16 protein-coding genes are annotated in these 17,409 nt (G+C 62.6%); all 16 read right to left on the bottom strand.

The genetic code is table 11. The features are described 5' to 3' along the window. Positions 1-127 precede the first annotated feature (127 nt). The 16 genes from lnt to ACSQ3I_RS01570 all read right to left on the bottom strand — a co-directional run bounded on the left by lnt (position 128) and on the right by ACSQ3I_RS01570 (position 17,288). Positions 128-1,738, bottom strand: a complete 1,611-nt coding sequence (gene lnt / locus ACSQ3I_RS01645) for an apolipoprotein N-acyltransferase (RefSeq protein ID WP_435995602.1) — start codon at positions 1,736-1,738, stop codon at positions 128-130. Between the two features lie 96 nt (positions 1,739-1,834). Next, positions 1,835-3,016, bottom strand: coding sequence for a hemolysin family protein (locus ACSQ3I_RS01640; protein ID WP_435995601.1), 1,182 nt, complete (start codon positions 3,014-3,016; stop codon positions 1,835-1,837). Between the two features lie 12 nt (positions 3,017-3,028). Beyond that, positions 3,029-3,535: an rRNA maturation RNase YbeY gene (gene ybeY / locus ACSQ3I_RS01635; protein WP_435996248.1), complete on the bottom strand. Its 507-nt coding sequence runs from the start codon at positions 3,533-3,535 to the stop codon at positions 3,029-3,031. 17 nt (positions 3,536-3,552) lie between these two features. Next, entirely contained in the window at positions 3,553-4,608 is a 1,056-nt protein-coding gene (locus ACSQ3I_RS01630; RefSeq protein WP_435995600.1) for a PhoH family protein, read from the bottom strand. Positions 4,609-4,715: 107 nt separating this feature from the next. Next, on the bottom strand, positions 4,716-6,119 hold the full coding sequence (miaB, locus tag ACSQ3I_RS01625; RefSeq protein ID WP_435995599.1) for a tRNA (N6-isopentenyl adenosine(37)-C2)-methylthiotransferase MiaB: 1,404 nt from the start codon (positions 6,117-6,119) through the stop codon (positions 4,716-4,718). A gap of 70 nt (positions 6,120-6,189) precedes the next feature. Beyond that, the gene (locus ACSQ3I_RS01620) at positions 6,190-6,987 is read right to left on the bottom strand and encodes a lysophospholipid acyltransferase family protein (protein WP_435995598.1); all 798 of its coding nucleotides are present in this window, start codon (positions 6,985-6,987) and stop codon (positions 6,190-6,192) included. Positions 6,988-7,018: 31 nt separating this feature from the next. Then, positions 7,019-7,447: a Fur family transcriptional regulator gene (locus ACSQ3I_RS01615; RefSeq protein WP_109458656.1), complete on the bottom strand. Its 429-nt coding sequence runs from the start codon at positions 7,445-7,447 to the stop codon at positions 7,019-7,021. Positions 7,448-7,587: 140 nt separating this feature from the next. After that, on the bottom strand, positions 7,588-8,082 hold the full coding sequence (locus ACSQ3I_RS01610; RefSeq protein WP_435995597.1) for a GNAT family N-acetyltransferase: 495 nt from the start codon (positions 8,080-8,082) through the stop codon (positions 7,588-7,590). 6 nt (positions 8,083-8,088) lie between these two features. Further along, positions 8,089-8,748 carry a tRNA (adenosine(37)-N6)-threonylcarbamoyltransferase complex dimerization subunit type 1 TsaB gene (gene tsaB, locus ACSQ3I_RS01605; RefSeq protein WP_435995596.1) on the bottom strand — a complete coding sequence of 220 codons (660 nt, stop codon included), beginning with the start codon at positions 8,746-8,748 and terminating at the stop codon, positions 8,089-8,091. A gap of 25 nt (positions 8,749-8,773) precedes the next feature. Continuing rightward, positions 8,774-9,340 (bottom strand): NifU family protein, encoded by a 567-nt coding sequence (locus ACSQ3I_RS01600; RefSeq protein ID WP_435995595.1) that lies wholly within the window; start codon positions 9,338-9,340, stop codon positions 8,774-8,776. A gap of 168 nt (positions 9,341-9,508) precedes the next feature. Further along, positions 9,509-10,000, bottom strand: a complete 492-nt coding sequence (locus ACSQ3I_RS01595; RefSeq protein ID WP_435995594.1) for a universal stress protein — start codon at positions 9,998-10,000, stop codon at positions 9,509-9,511. Between the two features lie 84 nt (positions 10,001-10,084). Further along, a complete protein-coding gene (gene trpS, locus ACSQ3I_RS01590; RefSeq protein ID WP_435995593.1) occupies positions 10,085-11,149 on the bottom strand; it encodes a tryptophan--tRNA ligase in 1,065 nt (354 codons plus the stop codon). 134 nt (positions 11,150-11,283) lie between these two features. Next, positions 11,284-11,703 carry a VOC family protein gene (locus ACSQ3I_RS01585; RefSeq protein ID WP_435995592.1) on the bottom strand — a complete coding sequence of 140 codons (420 nt, stop codon included), beginning with the start codon at positions 11,701-11,703 and terminating at the stop codon, positions 11,284-11,286. Beyond that, the gene (gene murJ, locus ACSQ3I_RS01580; protein WP_435995591.1) at positions 11,696-13,291 is read right to left on the bottom strand and encodes a murein biosynthesis integral membrane protein MurJ; all 1,596 of its coding nucleotides are present in this window, start codon (positions 13,289-13,291) and stop codon (positions 11,696-11,698) included. The genes ACSQ3I_RS01585 and murJ overlap by 8 nt, the downstream gene beginning before the upstream one ends. Then, positions 13,288-16,191: a [protein-PII] uridylyltransferase gene (locus tag ACSQ3I_RS01575; RefSeq protein ID WP_435995590.1), complete on the bottom strand. Its 2,904-nt coding sequence runs from the start codon at positions 16,189-16,191 to the stop codon at positions 13,288-13,290. The genes murJ and ACSQ3I_RS01575 overlap by 4 nt, the downstream gene beginning before the upstream one ends. Before the next feature lie 98 nt (positions 16,192-16,289). Next, the gene (locus ACSQ3I_RS01570) at positions 16,290-17,288 is read right to left on the bottom strand and encodes a helix-turn-helix domain-containing protein (protein ID WP_435995589.1); all 999 of its coding nucleotides are present in this window, start codon (positions 17,286-17,288) and stop codon (positions 16,290-16,292) included. Between the last annotated feature and the right edge of the window lie 121 nt (positions 17,289-17,409).

Genomic DNA, 17,409 nt, shown 5'->3' with positions numbered 1-17,409 from the left:
TTTCCTAAAAAAGTTCCTACGGCCAACAACTCCGGTCGCCCCCCAGGAGGCCCTAACGCCCGTCGCATATAGAATACAATCGCTTGCAGCATGCGATATCGATACCGGTCCGCGGCACTATGCAATTCTAGGGGTTTTTGGTCAATTCACCGCCCTTGATAAAACCTTGACGCGAGATAGCAGCGATCAAGGTAGCACCAAAGATTATCAACCAAAAGTTATTCTTTCGGGAACCTGCATCGAAGGAACTCGCCACCTTGCCACCCATGGTAGCTTCAATTGTGGCTTTTTGATTAAAATCCAGCCCGGCGACGACCTGCCCGCGGGCATCGATGACGGCAGAAATTCCGCTGTTTGCGCTGCGAATCAACGGCACGCCTTCTTCCACCGCCCTGATCCGGGCCTGCTGGAAATGCTGATAGGGACCCGGCGTATCGCCGAACCATGCGTCGTTGGTGACGTTGAGGATGGCATCCGCCCTGCCGATATCCGGGGTGATTTCTTCTGGAAAAATAGCCTCGTAGCAGATGAGTGGATAGAAGCTTGAGCCGCCCGGCAGCGTCAGCAGCGTGCGACGCGCGGCAGCCGAAAAACCTCCGGGCATGTCGGCGATCGCCTTGTCGACCCCGAGGCTGCGCCAGAGATCTTCGAACGGCAGATATTCGCCGAACGGCACAAGATGCACCTTGTCCGACGCGCTGACGATCTGGCCCTTGTCATCGATGGCGTAAACGGAATTGTAATATCGCGGCTCCAGCCCCGGTCCCATGTCCTCGGCGCGGACGGCGCCGGCAATCAGCACCTGCCCCTCTTCCAGCGTATCGGCAATGCGGGTCAGCGCGTCCTCGTTTTCGGTGAGGATGAACGGCACCGAGGTTTCGGGCCAGATGATGATATCGGGTCGCTTCTCGCCCTCCTTGAGCGGCGAGACCGACAAGGCGAGGTGCTCCTCGAAAATCGAATTACGCTCGGAATCGTCGATCTTCTTCGCCTGGTCGATCATCGGCTGGACAAGGCGGACGGTGACCGCCGGCTCGGGGCTTTGCGGTTCCGGCTGGTTCAGCACATAGGCGCCGTAACCGAGATGGGCAAGGAACAGCAGGGCCGCAAGGCCGATGCCCGGCACCAGGCCGCGGCGCGTTCCGAAAAGCGCAGGTGCCGCAAAAATGAAGACCGCCAGCGTCGAGACGCCGAACAGGCCGACGACATGCACCGACTGCATCATCAGCGGCACGGGCATGATGCCGTAACCCACCGCATTCCAGGGAAAACCGGTGGCCAGGAAACTACGCAGCCATTCGGCCAGCCCGAAACCGAGTGCAAGCGCTGCAATCCGCCCCATGCCATCCGACCAGAGGATCCGGGCAATGACGGCGGCCAGGCCGTAATACAACGCCAGGAAGGCCGGCAGGCCGAACACGGCAAGCGGCAGAGCCCAGGCGAACTCCTCCGCATCGATCATCAGCGCATGCCCGAGCCACCAGAGGCCGGCGACGAAATAACCGAAGCCGAACAGCCAGCCGGTCCAGAAGGCCGAGCGCAGGCGGCTGAAGATACCTCCCGCCGGATTGCCCGTCGCCCCGTCGATCAACCAGACCAGCAGGGTGAAGGAAACGAAGAGAGCCGCGAAAACATTGAACGGCGGCAGAGCCAGCACGCCGAATGCTCCCGCCGCCAATGCCAGAAGGGCGCGCTTGACGCCCCAGAGAAGCATGATCCTGCCTGCCAGCCGCTGCACACCCTACCCCGAAATTGATTGTCCCGAATCAGTTCGCAGGCAGTCTTTCAAAATCCGGAGCTTTTGTCGTGAGGGCTGACGGCGATCCCGGATCTCTCAGAGTTCCGGGGGACGCGGTGTCGCCGCATGCGGATCGGCAATCGCCGGCGGTGTGTCGAGGATGTCGTCGCGAAGAGAGCCGCTGCCCTCCTCTTCGCCGACCTTCTCCCGGCGGCGCGCGGCAGCACGCTTGCGGGTGATGCGGACGCGCTTGATGCGGCGCGGATCGGCATCCATGATATGAAACTCGAAGCCTGGCACCGCCTGCACCACCTCGCCACGCACCGGGATGCGGCCGAGTTCGGAGAAGATCAGCCCGCCCAGCGTATCGACATCCTCGATCTGCTCGTGGACGTCGAAATCCGATCCGATCGCCTCGGCGATCTCTTCCAGTTCGATACGGGCATCGGCCAGGAAGACGTCATCGGAAAGGCGTGTGAAGCGCGCCTGCTCGTCGTCGTGCTCGTCGTCGATGTCGCCGACCACCATTTCGACGATGTCCTCGTGCGAGACGAGGCCGTCGGTGCCGCCGTATTCGTCGATGACGAGTGCCATCTGGGTGCGGTTGGCCTGCATGCGCTGCAACAGTTCCGACGCCAGCATCGACGGCGGCACGAAGAGGATCTTGCGGATAATGCCGGCATCGGCAACCGCCTTCTCCAGATCGACACGGCTGAGATCAAAGGCGGCTTTTGGCGCACGCGCCGGCTTTTCGGCCTTCTCGGTGCCAGGAGGGGCGGCGCTGGCCACCGGACGGCCCGAACGGCGCTTGTTGCGCGCCTGCTTGGCGACGTAGGACATCAGATCGCGGATGTGCACCATGCCGCGTGGATCGTCGAGCGTATCGGCATAGACCGGCATGCGCGAGCGACCGGATTCCTCGAACAGGATCATCAGTTCGCCGATGGTGATCGTCTGGTCCACCGCCTCGATATCGGCACGCGGCACCATGACATCCTCAACGCGCACTTCGCGGAAACGCAGGATATTGTGCAGCATCGCCCGCTCCTCGGGCGAAAAAACGTCGTTGCTGACCGCATCGGTCATCAGCGCATCGGCGATGTCCTCGCGCAATCGCGAAGCCTGCGCCGGCCGCAGCAGGCGCGCCGCGCGCGCCCAGAAGGAAGTGGTTGTTTTCTGGCCATGTTCCGCTCGCTGCGGACTGTGGCCTTCGTCAGACGAGGAGGCGTCCCCGTCATCTTTGGCCTCTCGGGCCGGTCTTATCGAAAAATCGCTCATCGTTCCAAACTGTCAAACCGGGTCCTGACCCGTATATGGGTCAGATAGGCCAAGAGACGCCAGAATGCGAGTCTCAAGGGCTTCCATTGTTTCTGCTTCTTCCGTCTCCAGGTGGTCGTACCCGAAGAGATGCAGGAAACCGTGCACAAGCAGATGCGTCAGATGTTCGTCGAAACTCTTCTCCAGGTCAACCGCTTCCCGCTCGACGGTTTCGCGGGCGACGACGATATCGCCCAGCATCGGCCCCGGCTTGCCGCCGGGAACCAGCGGAAAAGCCGGAAAAGACAAGACGTTGGTCGGCTTGTCCTTGTCGCGCCATTCCGCATTGATTTCACGGATGGCCGCATCGTTGGTGAAGACGAGCGAGACTTCCGGCGGCATTTTCGGGAAGGGTTGCTTCTCTTCCCGCGCCAGGAACTGTGCCGCAGCCCCCAGAACACGGGCACAAAGCGCCTCTAGCACGGCCTCTTCCGGCCATGCTTCGTCTTCGATGCTGATCTGTATGTCGAGTTCGGGCATGGTATCTTGGACCGGCATCACCGATCCATCTGCTCGCTCTCATCGACGACGGCGTATTCCGCGTCGTAAGCCCTGACGATGCGTGCCACCAGCGGATGGCGCACAACGTCGGTATCCTTGAAGCGGATCACCGAGACGCCATCGACACCCTTGAGGATCTGCAGCGCCTCGACCAGGCCCGACTTGACGCCGCGCGGCAGGTCGATCTGGCTGGGATCGCCGGTGATGATCATCCGGCTGTTTTCGCCGAGACGCGTCAGGAACATCTTCATCTGCATCGACGTGGTGTTCTGCGCCTCGTCGAGGATAACAGCCGCATTGGCCAGCGTACGCCCGCGCATAAAAGCGAGCGGCGCGATTTCGATGACGCCGGCGGTGATCGCCCGTTCCACCTTGTCGCCGGGCATCATGTCGTAGAGCGCGTCGTAGAGCGGCCGAAGGTAAGGATCGACCTTTTCCTTCATGTCGCCCGGCAGGAAGCCCAGGCGCTCGCCCGCCTCGACGGCAGGGCGCGACAGGATGATCTTTTCGACGGCACCGCGTTCGAGCAGCTGGGCGGCATGGGCGACGGCGAGATAGGTCTTGCCGGTGCCGGCCGGGCCGACGCCGAACACCAGCTCCAGCCGCTCCAGTGCCCGCATATAAGCGTCCTGTGTCGGCGTGCGGGCAGAAATGGTCTTCTTGCGCGTCGAGATCTGCGCCATGGTGAGCTTGGCCTTGCGCTCCATCGTCGGCAGCGTCAGCTGGTCGTCGGCGGCCTGCGCCATGCGGATGGCGCCCTCGACGTCGGACAACTCGACGGAACCGCCGTTCTGCAGCCGGTCATACAGGAAATCGAGCGCCCGGCGCGCATGGTTGGTGGCAAGCACGTCGCCGGAAATGGCAACGGAATTGCCGCGGGCGGTGGCGGTGATCTGGAGCTTTGCCTCCAGGAGCTTCAAATTCTGGTCGAACTGACCGAATAGCTCGCTGGCAAGCCGGTTGTTCTCGAACGTTAAGACGAAGTGATTGGCGTCTGTCACGGGCGGGCGGGACTGGCGCGATGAGGAAGTAACCAATTCGTGTCCGTTCAAGCGGTACGGCTCCTTTGATCTCGGTTCTGTTAAAGGTAGTCCTCGCCCGGCCCTTTGTGAAGGTGTTGCAGCGCAATCCCCTCATATTTCGCCGTTGCGAACCCCTTTCACCCCGCGACCAGTTCGGAAAACAGACTGTTCGGACCGGTCCCGGTGATTCGTACCTTGATAATGTCACCGATTTGCGATGCTTTTGCATCAACATTCACAGATTGCAGCCAGGGCGAGCGGCCGATGAGTTGGCCCGGCATGCGGCCCGGCTTTTCCAGCAGGATGTCGATTTCCTTACCGACGCAGCCTTCGTTGAAGGCGCGCTGTTGCTCGAACAGCAGCGCCTGCAGCCGCTCCAGCCGCTCGGTCTTGACCTCGTCGGCAACCTGATCGCCGAGTTCGGCGCCAGGCGTGCCGGGACGGGTCGAATATTTGAACGAGAAGGCCTGAGCGTAATGCACGGTTTTGATCAAGGCCATGGTCGCCTCGAAATCGGCGTCCGTCTCGCCCGGGAAACCGACGATGAAATCGCCCGACATGGCGATATCGGGGCGCACGGCGCGGATGCGCTCGATCAGCGTCAGGTATTCCGCCGCCGTGTGCCGGCGGTTCATCGCCTTCAGGATGCGGTCGGAACCGGCCTGAACCGGCAGGTGCAGATACGGCATCAGCACGCGCAGGTCGCGATGCGCCTCGATCAGCCGGTCGTCCATGTCGCGGGGATGGCTGGTGGTGTAGCGCAGCCGGGCGATGCCGGGAACGTTCGCCAGTTCGTAGAGCAGGTCGCCGAGCGTCAGGCTTTCGCCGTTGCGGCCCTGACCGTGCCAGGCATTGACGTTCTGGCCGAGCAGGGTGATTTCGCGAACGCCGCCATCCGCCAGCTTCTTCGCTTCATCGAGGATCTGGGCAAGCGGCCGCGACACTTCCGAACCGCGGGTATAGGGCACGACGCAGAAGGTGCAGAACTTGTCGCAGCCTTCCTGAACGGTGAGGAAGGCCGTGACACCGCGGGCGCGGATTTTTGCCTTGTCGGTGGCCGGCAGGTGTTCGAACTTGTCCTCGACGGCATAATCCGTCTCCACCACGCGGTCGCCGGAGCGGGCGCGCTTCAGCGCCTCCGGCAGGCGGTGATAGGTCTGCGGCCCGATGACGACATCCACCGCCGGCGCCCGGCGCAGGATTTCCTCGCCTTCGGCCTGGGCGACACAGCCGGCGACGCCGATCATGAATTCCCGGCCTTCGGCGGCACGCGCCTTCTTCATGTCGCGCAGGCGCCCAAGGGCGGAATAAACCTTTTCCGCCGCCTTCTCGCGGATATGACAGGTGTTGAGCAACACCAGGTCGGCATCCTGCATGTCTTCGGTCTGCACATAGCCGTCGCGGGCCAGCGCATCGGCCATGCGGCCGGAATCGTAGACGTTCATCTGACAGCCGTAGGTCTTGACGAAAACCTTGCGGCTGTTGCTGCCGTTGCGGACGGAAACGTCCGGAGCGTCGAGGGAGGCGATATCCTGGGTCATGGCCGCTATTTAGTGGCTTTTCAGCGAAGTGAAAACGAAAAAATGCCCGGAAACCCGCGGATCTGCGGTGTCATGCGCTCGGACGGCCGCGCAAGGCGGCGGACAACATGCGGCGGATGCGCTTTTCGACAGCCGCCGAGACATGTTTGCGATTGCTCTTGTCAGTGTAGTCGATGCTCTCGCCGAAGGTGACATCGACCTCGATCGCTGCCGCTTTCATCAGGTCGAGCAGATGCGGCACCAGTTCGACATCGCCCGGCCAGGCCGAAATCGGCCGGGAGTAACGCCCCATCGGCATGCCGTGGATGCCGGTATAGGCGATGGCAACGGGCTGCACATGCACCATGCCCGTCGGAGAACTCGGCACGGCGGAGGCGGCGGCACCGAAAAGCGAGGATTTGACCTCGAGCAGCCGGTTGCCATCAGAGGTCGTGCCTTCCGGAAACAGCACGACGATTTCGCCGCCCGCCATACGGTCGCCGATTTCCCTGGCCTGATCGCCGGTTCGCCGCTTGTCCTCGCGCACCACGAAGACACTCTGCTGCCAGCGGGCCAGTGTGCCGAAGACCGGCCAGGTTTTCACCTCGGACTTGGCGATAAAAACGACGTCGGCGATCGACGACAGCACGAGGATGTCCTGCCACGAGGCATGGTTGGCGGCCAGCATCAGCGGCCGGCGGCGGTCAATGCGGCCATGCACCCGCACGCGGATGCCGAGAACCCAGCAGGCGACCTTGTGCCAGATCCGCGGAATACGACGGCTGACCTTCCAGCCGAAGCGGATCGCGAGCAGATGGACCGGCAACAGGACCAGCGTGACGAGGCCAAGCACGAAAAACGAAAAACCGATACGCAGCCAGTTGATCAATCCCGATCCCCGCATCCCGGCACCGCAACCGTCACCGGTCGTCCTTCTTCAGCGGAACGCCGTAGAGTTCCAGCCGGTGATCGACGAGCTTGAAGCCATGTTCGCGGGCGATACGCTCCTGCAGCGCCTCGATCTCCGGCGAGCGGAATTCGATGACGACGCCGGTCTTGAGATCAATCAGATGATCGTGATGTTCTTCCGGCACCGTCTCGTAGCGCGAGCGGCCGTCGCGGAAATCGTGCCGGGCGATGATGCCGGCGTCCTCGAACAGTTTTACGGTGCGATAGACGGTCGAGATCGATATCTTGGCATCCACCTGCACCGAGCGGCGATACAGTTCCTCGACATCGGGATGGTCTTCGGATTCCTCGAGAATCCGGGCGATCACCCGGCGCTGGTCGGTCATGCGCATGCCACGTTCGGCGCAAAGCTCTTCGAGCGATTTTGAAACGTCTGTCATGGCCTGGAGCCTTGCCTTATCCATCGATCCGAACACGGACAGAGCATTTCCGGTGAAGGCTGGCCACCTCAGATGCTCTATCTCTTTGTTTTTACGCAATTCCGGACGCAAAATCGCTCCGCGTTCTTGCTGGGATTGCTCTAGCGAAGATCACGCTTCATGACAAGCGCCGTTGTCCGCACGCCGTTCTTATCGGTGTAGTAGGCCGGTCGTTCTCCCACCTTCTGGAAGCCCATTTTCCGGTAGAGCCCGAGGGCAGGATGATTGCCGTCGTCGACCTCGAGAAACAGGCTTTCGCCGCCGCGGGCGCGAACCTCGCGGATCGCCGCCTGCATCAGCCGCCAGCCGAGGCCGAAGCGGGCCGCCTTGAGATGAACGGCGATCGTCAGGATTTCCGCCTCGCCGGCCACTTCGCGGGTGAGCACGAAACCGGCCAACGGCGGCTTGAAGAAACCGTTGAGCTGGCGCGCGACGAAACCGAAGACATTCGGCTGCATCAGCAGGCTATGGAATTCCCCGTCGTTCCATGGCCGCGGGAAGCGCTCGCCATGCAACGCCGAGACGAGGCGACAATCCTCGCTTTCCATCTGGACGATTTCGAATTCGGGTTTGCGGGTGAGATAGGCTTCCAGCACGTCTTCTTACACTCGGGAAAGGGCAAATCCCGACTGCGGCTTGGCATCGGGAGCACGGAGATAGAGCGGCCTCGGTTTCTCCGCTCCTGCTGGTATCTCTGCCGCGAGTCGCGCCACGAGGGCAACAGGAAAATTGTCAGGTTCTCCGCCCGCCGCTTCACCCGACAACAATGGTGCGCCGGAACCGGTGACATCTGCATCGTATTTTCCAGGCAGGCCGGCGGCATCGGCAATCGCCAGTTCGGCGGCATCGGTCAACGGACGGCCATCCGCTGCAAAGACCTGGGCATACACTTCGCCACGCTTGGCATCCATGGCAGCCACCACGTTTCGGCCGGGCGCTGCCTGCCGATGCCGGGCGGCCAGAGCCGCCAGTGTCGTCACGCCGACAGCCTCGATGCCGAGCGAGAGTGCGAAGCCGCGCGCCGCAGCCACACCGACCCGAATGCCGGTGAAGGAGCCCGGACCGATGGTGACGGCCACACGCTGCAACTGCTGCAGATCGAGGCCCGCTGTCGCCAGCGCTTCGTCGACGATCGCCATCAGGCGCTCGGCATGGCCCTTGCCGATGGTCTCGACCACCTCGGCCAGAACCGTGCCGGCGGTGCTGTCATAAATGGCGGCGGAGCAGTTTACCCCCGCCGTATCGAGAGCGAGCACGATCATCCGCGACGAACCGGCAGACGCAGCATCAAACAGCTTCCACTTCCCGGACTTCCGGCACGAAGTGGCGCAGCAGGTTCTGGACGCCATGCTTCAGCGTCGCCGTCGACGACGGGCAGCCGGCACAGGAACCCTTCATGTTGAGGAAGACAGTGCCATCGCGGAAGCCGCGGAAGGTGATGTCGCCGCCATCCTGGGCAACGGCCGGGCGGACCCGCGTTTCCAGAAGCTCCTTGATGGTCTCGACGATGGTCTCGTCGCCGTCATCGAAGAATTCTTCGCCGTCGGAGAGATCGGCGCCTGCCTGGGCGCCTGCACCCATGACAGGCGCGCCGGACATGAAATGCTCCATGATCGTGCCGAGGATCGCCGGCTTCAGGTGCTGCCACTCGGCGCCGTCCTTGGTGACGGTGATGAAATCATAACCGAAAAACACCCCGGTGACGCCCGGCACGGCAAACAGCCGCGTCGCCAGCGGCGAGGCCATGGCATCGTTCGGATTGCGGAAATCCGCGGTGCCTTCGTCCATCACCACCTTGCCGGGCAGGAACTTGAGCGTCGAAGGATTGGGGGTCGCTTCGGTCTGAATGAACATTTTTCTCTCCATGCGGACCGGTTCAAGGCGCGGCCGCTGTGCTTCATTTGAAGCACGATCTTTTCGACCTGGTTTCGCTCCGGTCGGATCGTGCTCTAGAATTCTTCAAAAATAAGCCGATCGGAGACCGGCTTCAAGCCCGTAGCGGGGATTTGTCGTCCGCCCGCATCAGCAGAGCGCGTCGATTTCTTCGTTTGTCAGCGTATCCGGCAGGATCGTCACCGGGATGGGGAAAGCCGAGCCGCGCCCGGCGACGGAGGAGACCAGCGGTCCCGGCCCTTCCTTGGCCGAACCGGCGGCGAGAACCAGGATGGCGATATCCCGGTCCTCCTCGATCAGCCCGACGATCTGCACGGCAGCGCTGCCTTCCCGGATGACCATTTCCGGCTCGATGCCGATGGTTTCGCGCACGGTCTGGGCCGCCTTGGCGAGGGTGGCTTCGGCTTCCTCGCGCGCCTCGGCGCGCATGATCTCTTCGACGCCCAGCCATTGCTGGAAATCGCCCTCGGGGATCACGTAGAGGAGGATGAGACCGCCGTTGGAATTCTTGGCGCGGCGCCCGGCATAATGCACCGCGCGCTGACATTCTGGGGTACCGTCGATGACGGCCATGAACTTGCGCCTGTGACCTTCCAGGCGCGAAAGACGTTTAGATACCATGCTGCAAACTTTGCCACCGGACGGGGGCGGATTGCAATATCCGATTTGGGCAGACGCCGGCGGCCTGCCCAAACGGTTCGGACATTACTGCAGGAATCCGATGATGTCGCGCACTTCCTTCATGGTTTTTTCGGCGCGGGCGCGGGCGCGCTCGCCACCATCGCGCAGGATGGCGTCGATGTGCGACGTGTCGTCCATCAGGCGACGCATCTCGCCGGTGATCGGCGACAGCACGTTGACTGCAAGGTCGATCAGCGCCGGCTTGAAGACGGAGAACTGCTGGCCGCCGAATTCGGCCAGAACGTCCACCTTCGACTTGTCGGCGAGCGCGGCATAGATGCCGACGAGGTTGTCCGCCTCGGGGCGGCCCTTGAGGCCTTCGGATTCGCTCGGCAGGCCATCCGGATCGGTCTTCGCCTTGCGGATCTTCTTGGAGATCGCGTCCTCGTCGTCCATCAGGTTGATGCGCGACAGGTCAGACGGATCGGATTTCGACATCTTCTTGGTGCCGTCGCGCAGGCTCATCACGCGCGGTGCCGGGCCGTCGATCAGCGGCTCGACCATCGGGAAATAGGCATGCACCGGCTCGTCGCCGACGGTGATATCCGTGCCGTAGCCGGCCTTGCGGATATGCGCCTGATAATCGAGGTTGAACTTCATGGCGATGTCGCGGGCAAGCTCCAGGTGCTGCTTCTGGTCGTCGCCAACCGGCACATGCGTGCCGCGATAGACGAGGATGTCGGCGGCCATCAGGCTCGGATAGGCGAGCAGGCCGAGCGAGGCGTTCTCGCGGTCCTTGCCGGCCTTGTCCTTGAACTGCGTCATGCGGTTCATCCAGCCGATGCGGGCGACGCAATTGAAGATCCAGGCGAGTTCCGCATGCTGCGGCACGGCCGACTGGTTGAAGACGATATGCTTGACCGGATCGATGCCCGAAGCGATGAAGGCGGCGGCAATCGAGCGGATCTGGCCGGGCAGGTCCTCATGGACGAGCTGGGCGGTGATCGAATGCAGGTCGACGACGCAATAGATGCAGTCGTTGCCGTCCTGCAGGGCGACGAACTTGCGGATCGCGCCGAGATAATTGCCGAGATGGAGATTGCCGGTCGGTTGTACGCCGGAGAAGACGAGCTTCTGGAATTCACCCATGATCTAGATGTCCTCGATTAGGCTGGTGGAGGGCCCCAGGGCAGACGCCCATGTTGCTAACGTCGCGGCTTATGCACGGCGGCACGGCCGCAATCAAGGGGCGGCGTGGAACCGCTGAAAATAAAAGGTTTTGGCTATTCGGCAGGGGCAGCAGGTTCGATGAGATCCCAGAGATTGCCGTAAGGATCGGCGAAAACGGCAACCGTGCCATAAACCTCTTTTCTTGGCATCTCGCGAAATTCCACACCGTGGGCGACCATCTTCGCATGGTCGCGGGCAAAATCCGGCGTTTCGAGGAAGAAGCCGACCCGACCGCCGGTCTGGTTGCCGATCGCCGCCTGCTGCTTGGCGCCTTCCGCCTTAGCCAACAACAGGCCGGCGCCGGCTGCGCCGGGCGGGCGCACCACCACCCAGCGCTTGCCCTCCGGCTGAACGGCATCGGAGACGCAATCGAAACCCAGCGCGCCGCAATAAAAGGCAAGCGCCCGGTCGTAATCGTCGACGACGAGGGTGACGAGGAAAACGCCGGCAGGAGCCGAAGAGGTCTTATTCATCGCTGGCGGCCTCCGGTGCCGGTTTTGCGCCCTTGCGCTTGAGGTTGCGGCGGACCATGCCGAGGTTTGCGCCGCCGCTGGCGAAGGCGATGCCGAAATAGACGACCATGGCGGCCGCGATCAGCGCCGCAAGCGTGCCGGCGCGAACCGAAAGCGGTGCTGCGGCGGAAAGCGGATAGGCCAGCCAGTCGATGGCGAAATAGATGGCGGCAGCCATGACGGCGGCAGCCAGCACCAGACGGGGAATGCGGGTCAAAAGCGGAATATCCCGCCCCCAGTGGCCGCGCCAGACCAGCGTGCCAAACAGCAGCACCGCATTCACCCATCCGGCAACGACTTCGGCGATGGCGATGCCGGCGCCGCCCAGCCGCGGGAACAGGGTGAGCGCCAGGGTGACGTTGGCGGCAACGGAAATACCGGCAAAGATCATTGGCGTGCGGGTGTCTTCACGGGCGAAGAAGCCGGGGATGAAGGCTTTGATCAGCACGAAAGCCGGCAGGCCGAGGCCGTATATGCCGAGGATATGCGAAACGATCAGCGTCGATTCCGAGGTAAACCGGCCGCGCTCGAAAACGAGGCGGACAATCGGCTCGGCCATCACCAGAAGGGCAGCGGCAGCCGGCAAAGTGAGGAACAGGGTGAATTCAACCGAGCGGTTCTGCAGGTTGTCAGCTTCCTGTCGGTGGCCACCGCGCAAGGCGCGAGCCAGTTCCGGCAGGAGCACGGTGGCAACAGCGATGCCGACGACGCCGAGCGGCAGCTGGTAGATGCGGTCGGCATAGACCAACGAGGACACCGCGCCCTCCTTGCCCGAGGCGATATTGGTGTTGATCAGCAGGTTGATCTGGGTGATGCCGCCGGTGATCGCCGCCGGCAAGGCAAGCACCAGCAGGCGTCGTACGTTGGCGGTGAAGCGCGGCCGGCGGAAACCGATCTTGATACCGGCATTGCGCACCGCGATCCAGACGATGGCCAATTGCACGAAGCCCGAGGCCATCACGCCCCAGGCCAGCGCATGGCCGACCATCACCGCATCCATGCCGCGATACCAGGCGTAAGCCAGCACGGCGATCAGGATGATGTTGAGGAAGACCGGCGCAATCGCCGCGGCGAAATAGCGATGCAGCGAATTCAGCATGCCGCCCATCATCGACGCCAACGACATGCAGGCGAGATAGGGGAACATGATGGTGGCGAGCGAAACCGTGTTTTCGAATTTCAGCGGATCGCTCAAGAAGCCCGGCGCCACGACGGTGCGCACCAGGAACGGCATGGACAGCTCCATGGCGATGGTCAGCACCATCAGCACCGTGAACAGGACGCCGAACACCTCTTCGGAAAAGCGGCGGGCACCATCCATGCCCTGCTGCTCGATCTCCTTGGCAAACAGCGGCACGAAGGCGGAGTTGAAGGCGCCTTCGGCAAACAGGCGACGAAACGTGTTGGGAAAACGGAAGGCGGCATTGAAGGCATCGGCCATCGGGCCGGTACCCAGCGCCGCGGCCATCAGGCTTTCACGGACGAAACCAAAGATGCGGCTGCCCAGCGTCGCCCCGCCGACGGTTGCGAATTTCTTGACCAGGCTCATGCGTCGGACTTCGTCTTTTTCGCCACGGGCGCAGACCGGACAACCATCGGCGCGATGATGCCGGACGGCATCCGTGCCCTCACTTCGTCCTCCTGCTCGCTCATGACGGCCTTCAGGCGGGCGATGACATTGGCGCGCTTGTTCTCGTTGACGAGCTTCTGGCCGACGAGATCCGTGACATAGAAGGTGTCGATGACCTTTTCACCAAAGGTGGTGATGCGCGCCGAATGGATGTCGAGCGACAGATCGGAGAGCACGGCGGTGATTTCCGACAGCAGGCCGGGCCTGTCCAGGCACTCCACCTCGACGACGGAAAACTTGTTCGACAGCGTATTCGAGATCACCGCCGAGGGCGGGATGACGAAGGCACGGTTCTTCTTGCGGTTCTTGGTGCGCGTGGCGATGACTTCCGGCAGGCGCTTGGCGCCGGAAAGCACGTCCTCGATCATCTTGCCGATGGTGGCGGCGCGGCGCATTTCGTCCTCGTCGTTGGGGAATTCGCGGTTGACGAGGATGGTATCAAGCGCCCGGCCATCGGACGTCGTAAAGATCTGCGCGTCGGCGATGTTGGCGCCGGCGGCCGCACAAGCACCGGCGATGACGGCAAGCAGGCGCGGATGGTCGGGCGAGAGCACGGTGATCTCGGTGATCGCGTGGAAGGAATGGGTGCGCACCATCGTCGCCAGCGCCTTGCCAGCCTTGTCGGCCTCGCGGATGAACGCCGCATGGCGCACCTGGTCTTCCAGTGGCACGGAGAGCAGATAGGGCTGGTAATGCAGCTTCGAATAGGTCTTGCGGTCCTTCTGGCTCCAGTCGTCCAGCGCATTATAAAGGTCTTCGGCCGCCGCCTTGGCGCGTTCCTTGCGCGAGACTTCGGAAAAGCCGCCGGCGAGCAGCAGCTCGGTTTCGTAATAGAGCGTGCGCAACAACTGGCCCTTCCAGCCGTTCCAGACACCCGGACCGACGGCGCGGATATCGCAGACGGTGAGCACCAGGAGCATCTTCAGGCGGTCGAGCGACTGCACCCGCTCGGCGAAATCGGTGATCGTCTTGCGGTCGTTCAGGTCGCGGGTCTGCGCCACCATCGACATGGTCAGGTGTTCCTCGACCAGCCAGACCACCATTTCCGTCTGCTTCGGGTTGAGGCCGAAGCGCGGCGCAAGCTTGCGGCAGACACGGGCGCCTGCGATCGAATGATCCTCCTGCCGGCCCTTGGCGATGTCGTGCAGAAGCACGGCGACATACAGCGTCTCGCGATCCTCGATGCCCGGCATCAGCTTGGTGATCAACGGATGGATGTCGTCCGCCCTGCCCTTCTCGATCTCCGACAGCACCTCGACGGTGCGCAGCAAGTGTTCGTCCACCGTATAGTGATGATACATATTGAACTGCATCATCGAGACGATCTTGCCGAATTCCGGAATGAAGCGGCCGAGCACGCCCGCCTCGTTCATCCGCCGCAGGATCAGCGCCGGGTCGCGCGGCGACGTCAGGATCGACAGGAACAGCCGGTTGGCCTCCTCGTTCTCGCGCAGCGCATTGTCGATCAGCGAGAAGGAGCGGGTGAGCCGCCGCAGAGCATCCGGATGGAACTCCAGACCGTGGATGTCGGCGACATGGAACAGCCGGATGATGCTGACCGGGTCCTTCTTGAAGACGTCAGGGTTGGCGAGCGCGATGCGGCCGCGATCCTCGACGAACTCGATGGTGCCGGGGATCTTGCGGCTGCGATGGGCAAAACGGCTGATCATGCCGGTCAACCCCGGTGTCGCCTTGGCTTGCTGTTCTTCCAGCGCGGCGCAGAAGATTCGGGTGAGATCTCCGACATCCTTGGCGACCAGGAAGTAGTGCTTCATGAAGCGCTCGACGGCCGAAAGGCCGGGGCGCGAGTGATACCCCAGCGCCTCGGCGATTTCCCGCTGGATATCGAAGGACAGCCGTTCCTCCGATTTGCCGGTCAGGAAATGCATGTGGCAGCGCACCGCCCAGAGGAAATCTTCCGACTTGAGGAACAACGACAATTCCTGCTTCGAAAGCACGCCGAGCTTCACGAGGTCGGCGGCATCGCGCACATGGTAATAATATTTGGCGATCCAGAACAGCGTGTGCAGATCGCGCAGGCCACCCTTGCCTTCCTTGACGTTGGGCTCGACGAGATAACGCGTGTCGCCGGCCTTGCGGTGGCGGGTATCGCGTTCCGCCAGCTTAGCGGCGATGAATTCCGGGCCGGTGCCGGCGGTGACTTCCTTGTCGAACCGGCTTTCGAGTTCCTTCACCAGCGCCGCCGCGCCGCAGATGTAACGCGTTTCGAGGATCGCGGTGCGGATCGTCATGTCTTCCTTGGAAAGGCGGATGCACTCCTCGATGGTGCGCGAGGAATGGCCGACCTTGAAGCCCATGTCCCAGAGAATGTAGAGCATGAACTCCACCGCCTTGCGCATGGCATCGGTGGGCTTCGGCGGGAAGAGGAACAGCAGGTCGATGTCGGAGCCGGGTGCCAGCGTATCGCGGCCATAACCGCCGACGGCGCTGACGGCGATGTCATCGGGCTTCAGCGGCTGGATATGGGCGATGACGAAGCCATAGAGCGTGGCGATCAGCTGGTCCTGCAGCCACGAAATCCGATAGGCGCAGTTGAGGCCGCCGCCTTCCTGCAGGAAGATCTGTTTTGCTTTTTCCCGGCCCTCGCTGCTTGCTTTCTTCAGCGTAACAAGCAGTGCCGAGCGCAAGGCATCCGATTTCGGCGGATGTTTTAGCGTCAGCGCCTCGCATTCGGCCCGGAGCGCCTCGACGTCGAGAATGGCGGAAAAATCGAGATGATCTCTAAGCATGGCGGGCCGGCCGGCCTCCTGATTGCCGATCGCGGCCAGGACCTGGCGCGAGGTACGTTGCGTCTGCATGCGGGTAGCGCCTCATTGTGGCTGTGGGCAGGCTGGCGCCGAGGATAGTGCGGAAGCCTTGCCAACTCGTTTCCTATATAGGTCGCGCCGCCGCCTTATCACAACCGCTTGCCGCTTGCACGCCATTGGCGCGGGCTTGCGCCGGTGACGCGCCGGAATTCCCGGTTGAAGTTGGACTTGGTGCCGAAACCCGAAGCGAACATGATGTCTGTCATCGGCGAGGACGTATCGCGCAGCAGCCGGCAGGCTTCCGCGACACGACGGTTGTTGACGAATTGCGACACATTGATGCCGGCGGCGCGATTGATGACGGCCGAGACCTCGCGTGACGGCATGCCGGCCTTGCGGGCCAGCTTGGCGAGGCTGAGATTTTCATCCTTGTAGATTGCGCCCTCATCCAGCGCCGCCGTAACCTGCGCCAACAGGGCCTGGTCCATATCGCTGACATGCCCCACCGGCGCTGCGACCGGCGTGGCGGCCGGCAGGATGTCACCGGAGAGATAGTAGATCAGCAGCCCGGCAACGACGGCGAGGTTCATCAGGCCCACCGCCGACGGCACATCGCTATTGCCGTAATGGGTCGTATACAGCGCCAGACCCGCATCGCTGACGGCAAAGAACAGCATCAGGCCGGCCGTCAGCCGCGCTGCCCTGAGCACCGGCCCGGCGCGGTGGAACGGCGCCGCCACCATGGCGCCGTCAGGAACCAGCGTCAGGCGGAACAGCGCGATGCCATAGAAGGAGAAGAGGAAAAGCAGCAGTGGATCGACCCAGTTGGTATCGACCATCATTGCGGAAAGCATCGCCAGCGGGCCGGCGATATGCAGCCATGGCCTTTGCGGCGGCGGCTCCGCCAGCGCCCGGAAGGCCAGGAAAGCGAGCGGCGGCATGATCGAGGCCGTGACCGGCTGCACCGGCTCCAGCACCTGAATGCCATAGCCGAAACGCAGGCCAACAATCATGCCCTGCAGCGCATAGAGCAACAGGAAGGCAATGAAATAGCCACGCGACCCTGGCGCCTCGACACCCCTCAGGCTGCGATAGAGCGTCAGCGCCACGGCAAGGCCGACGATGAAGGGCAAGGGAACGGAAAGCACGCTAGGAACCCGTAAAGAGGACGACCGACATCATGATCCGGGAGACCTCTATCACGTTCGAGGTCGAAAGAACGAGGGGTATGGCATTTTCTCCCGAGCATCCTCAACCACACTAGGAATG

Source organism: Rhizobium sp. LjRoot30 (assembly GCF_964253915.1).
Classification (GTDB): domain Bacteria; phylum Pseudomonadota; class Alphaproteobacteria; order Rhizobiales; family Rhizobiaceae; genus Metarhizobium.
This window is presented reverse-complemented; position numbering and strand designations above follow the sequence as displayed.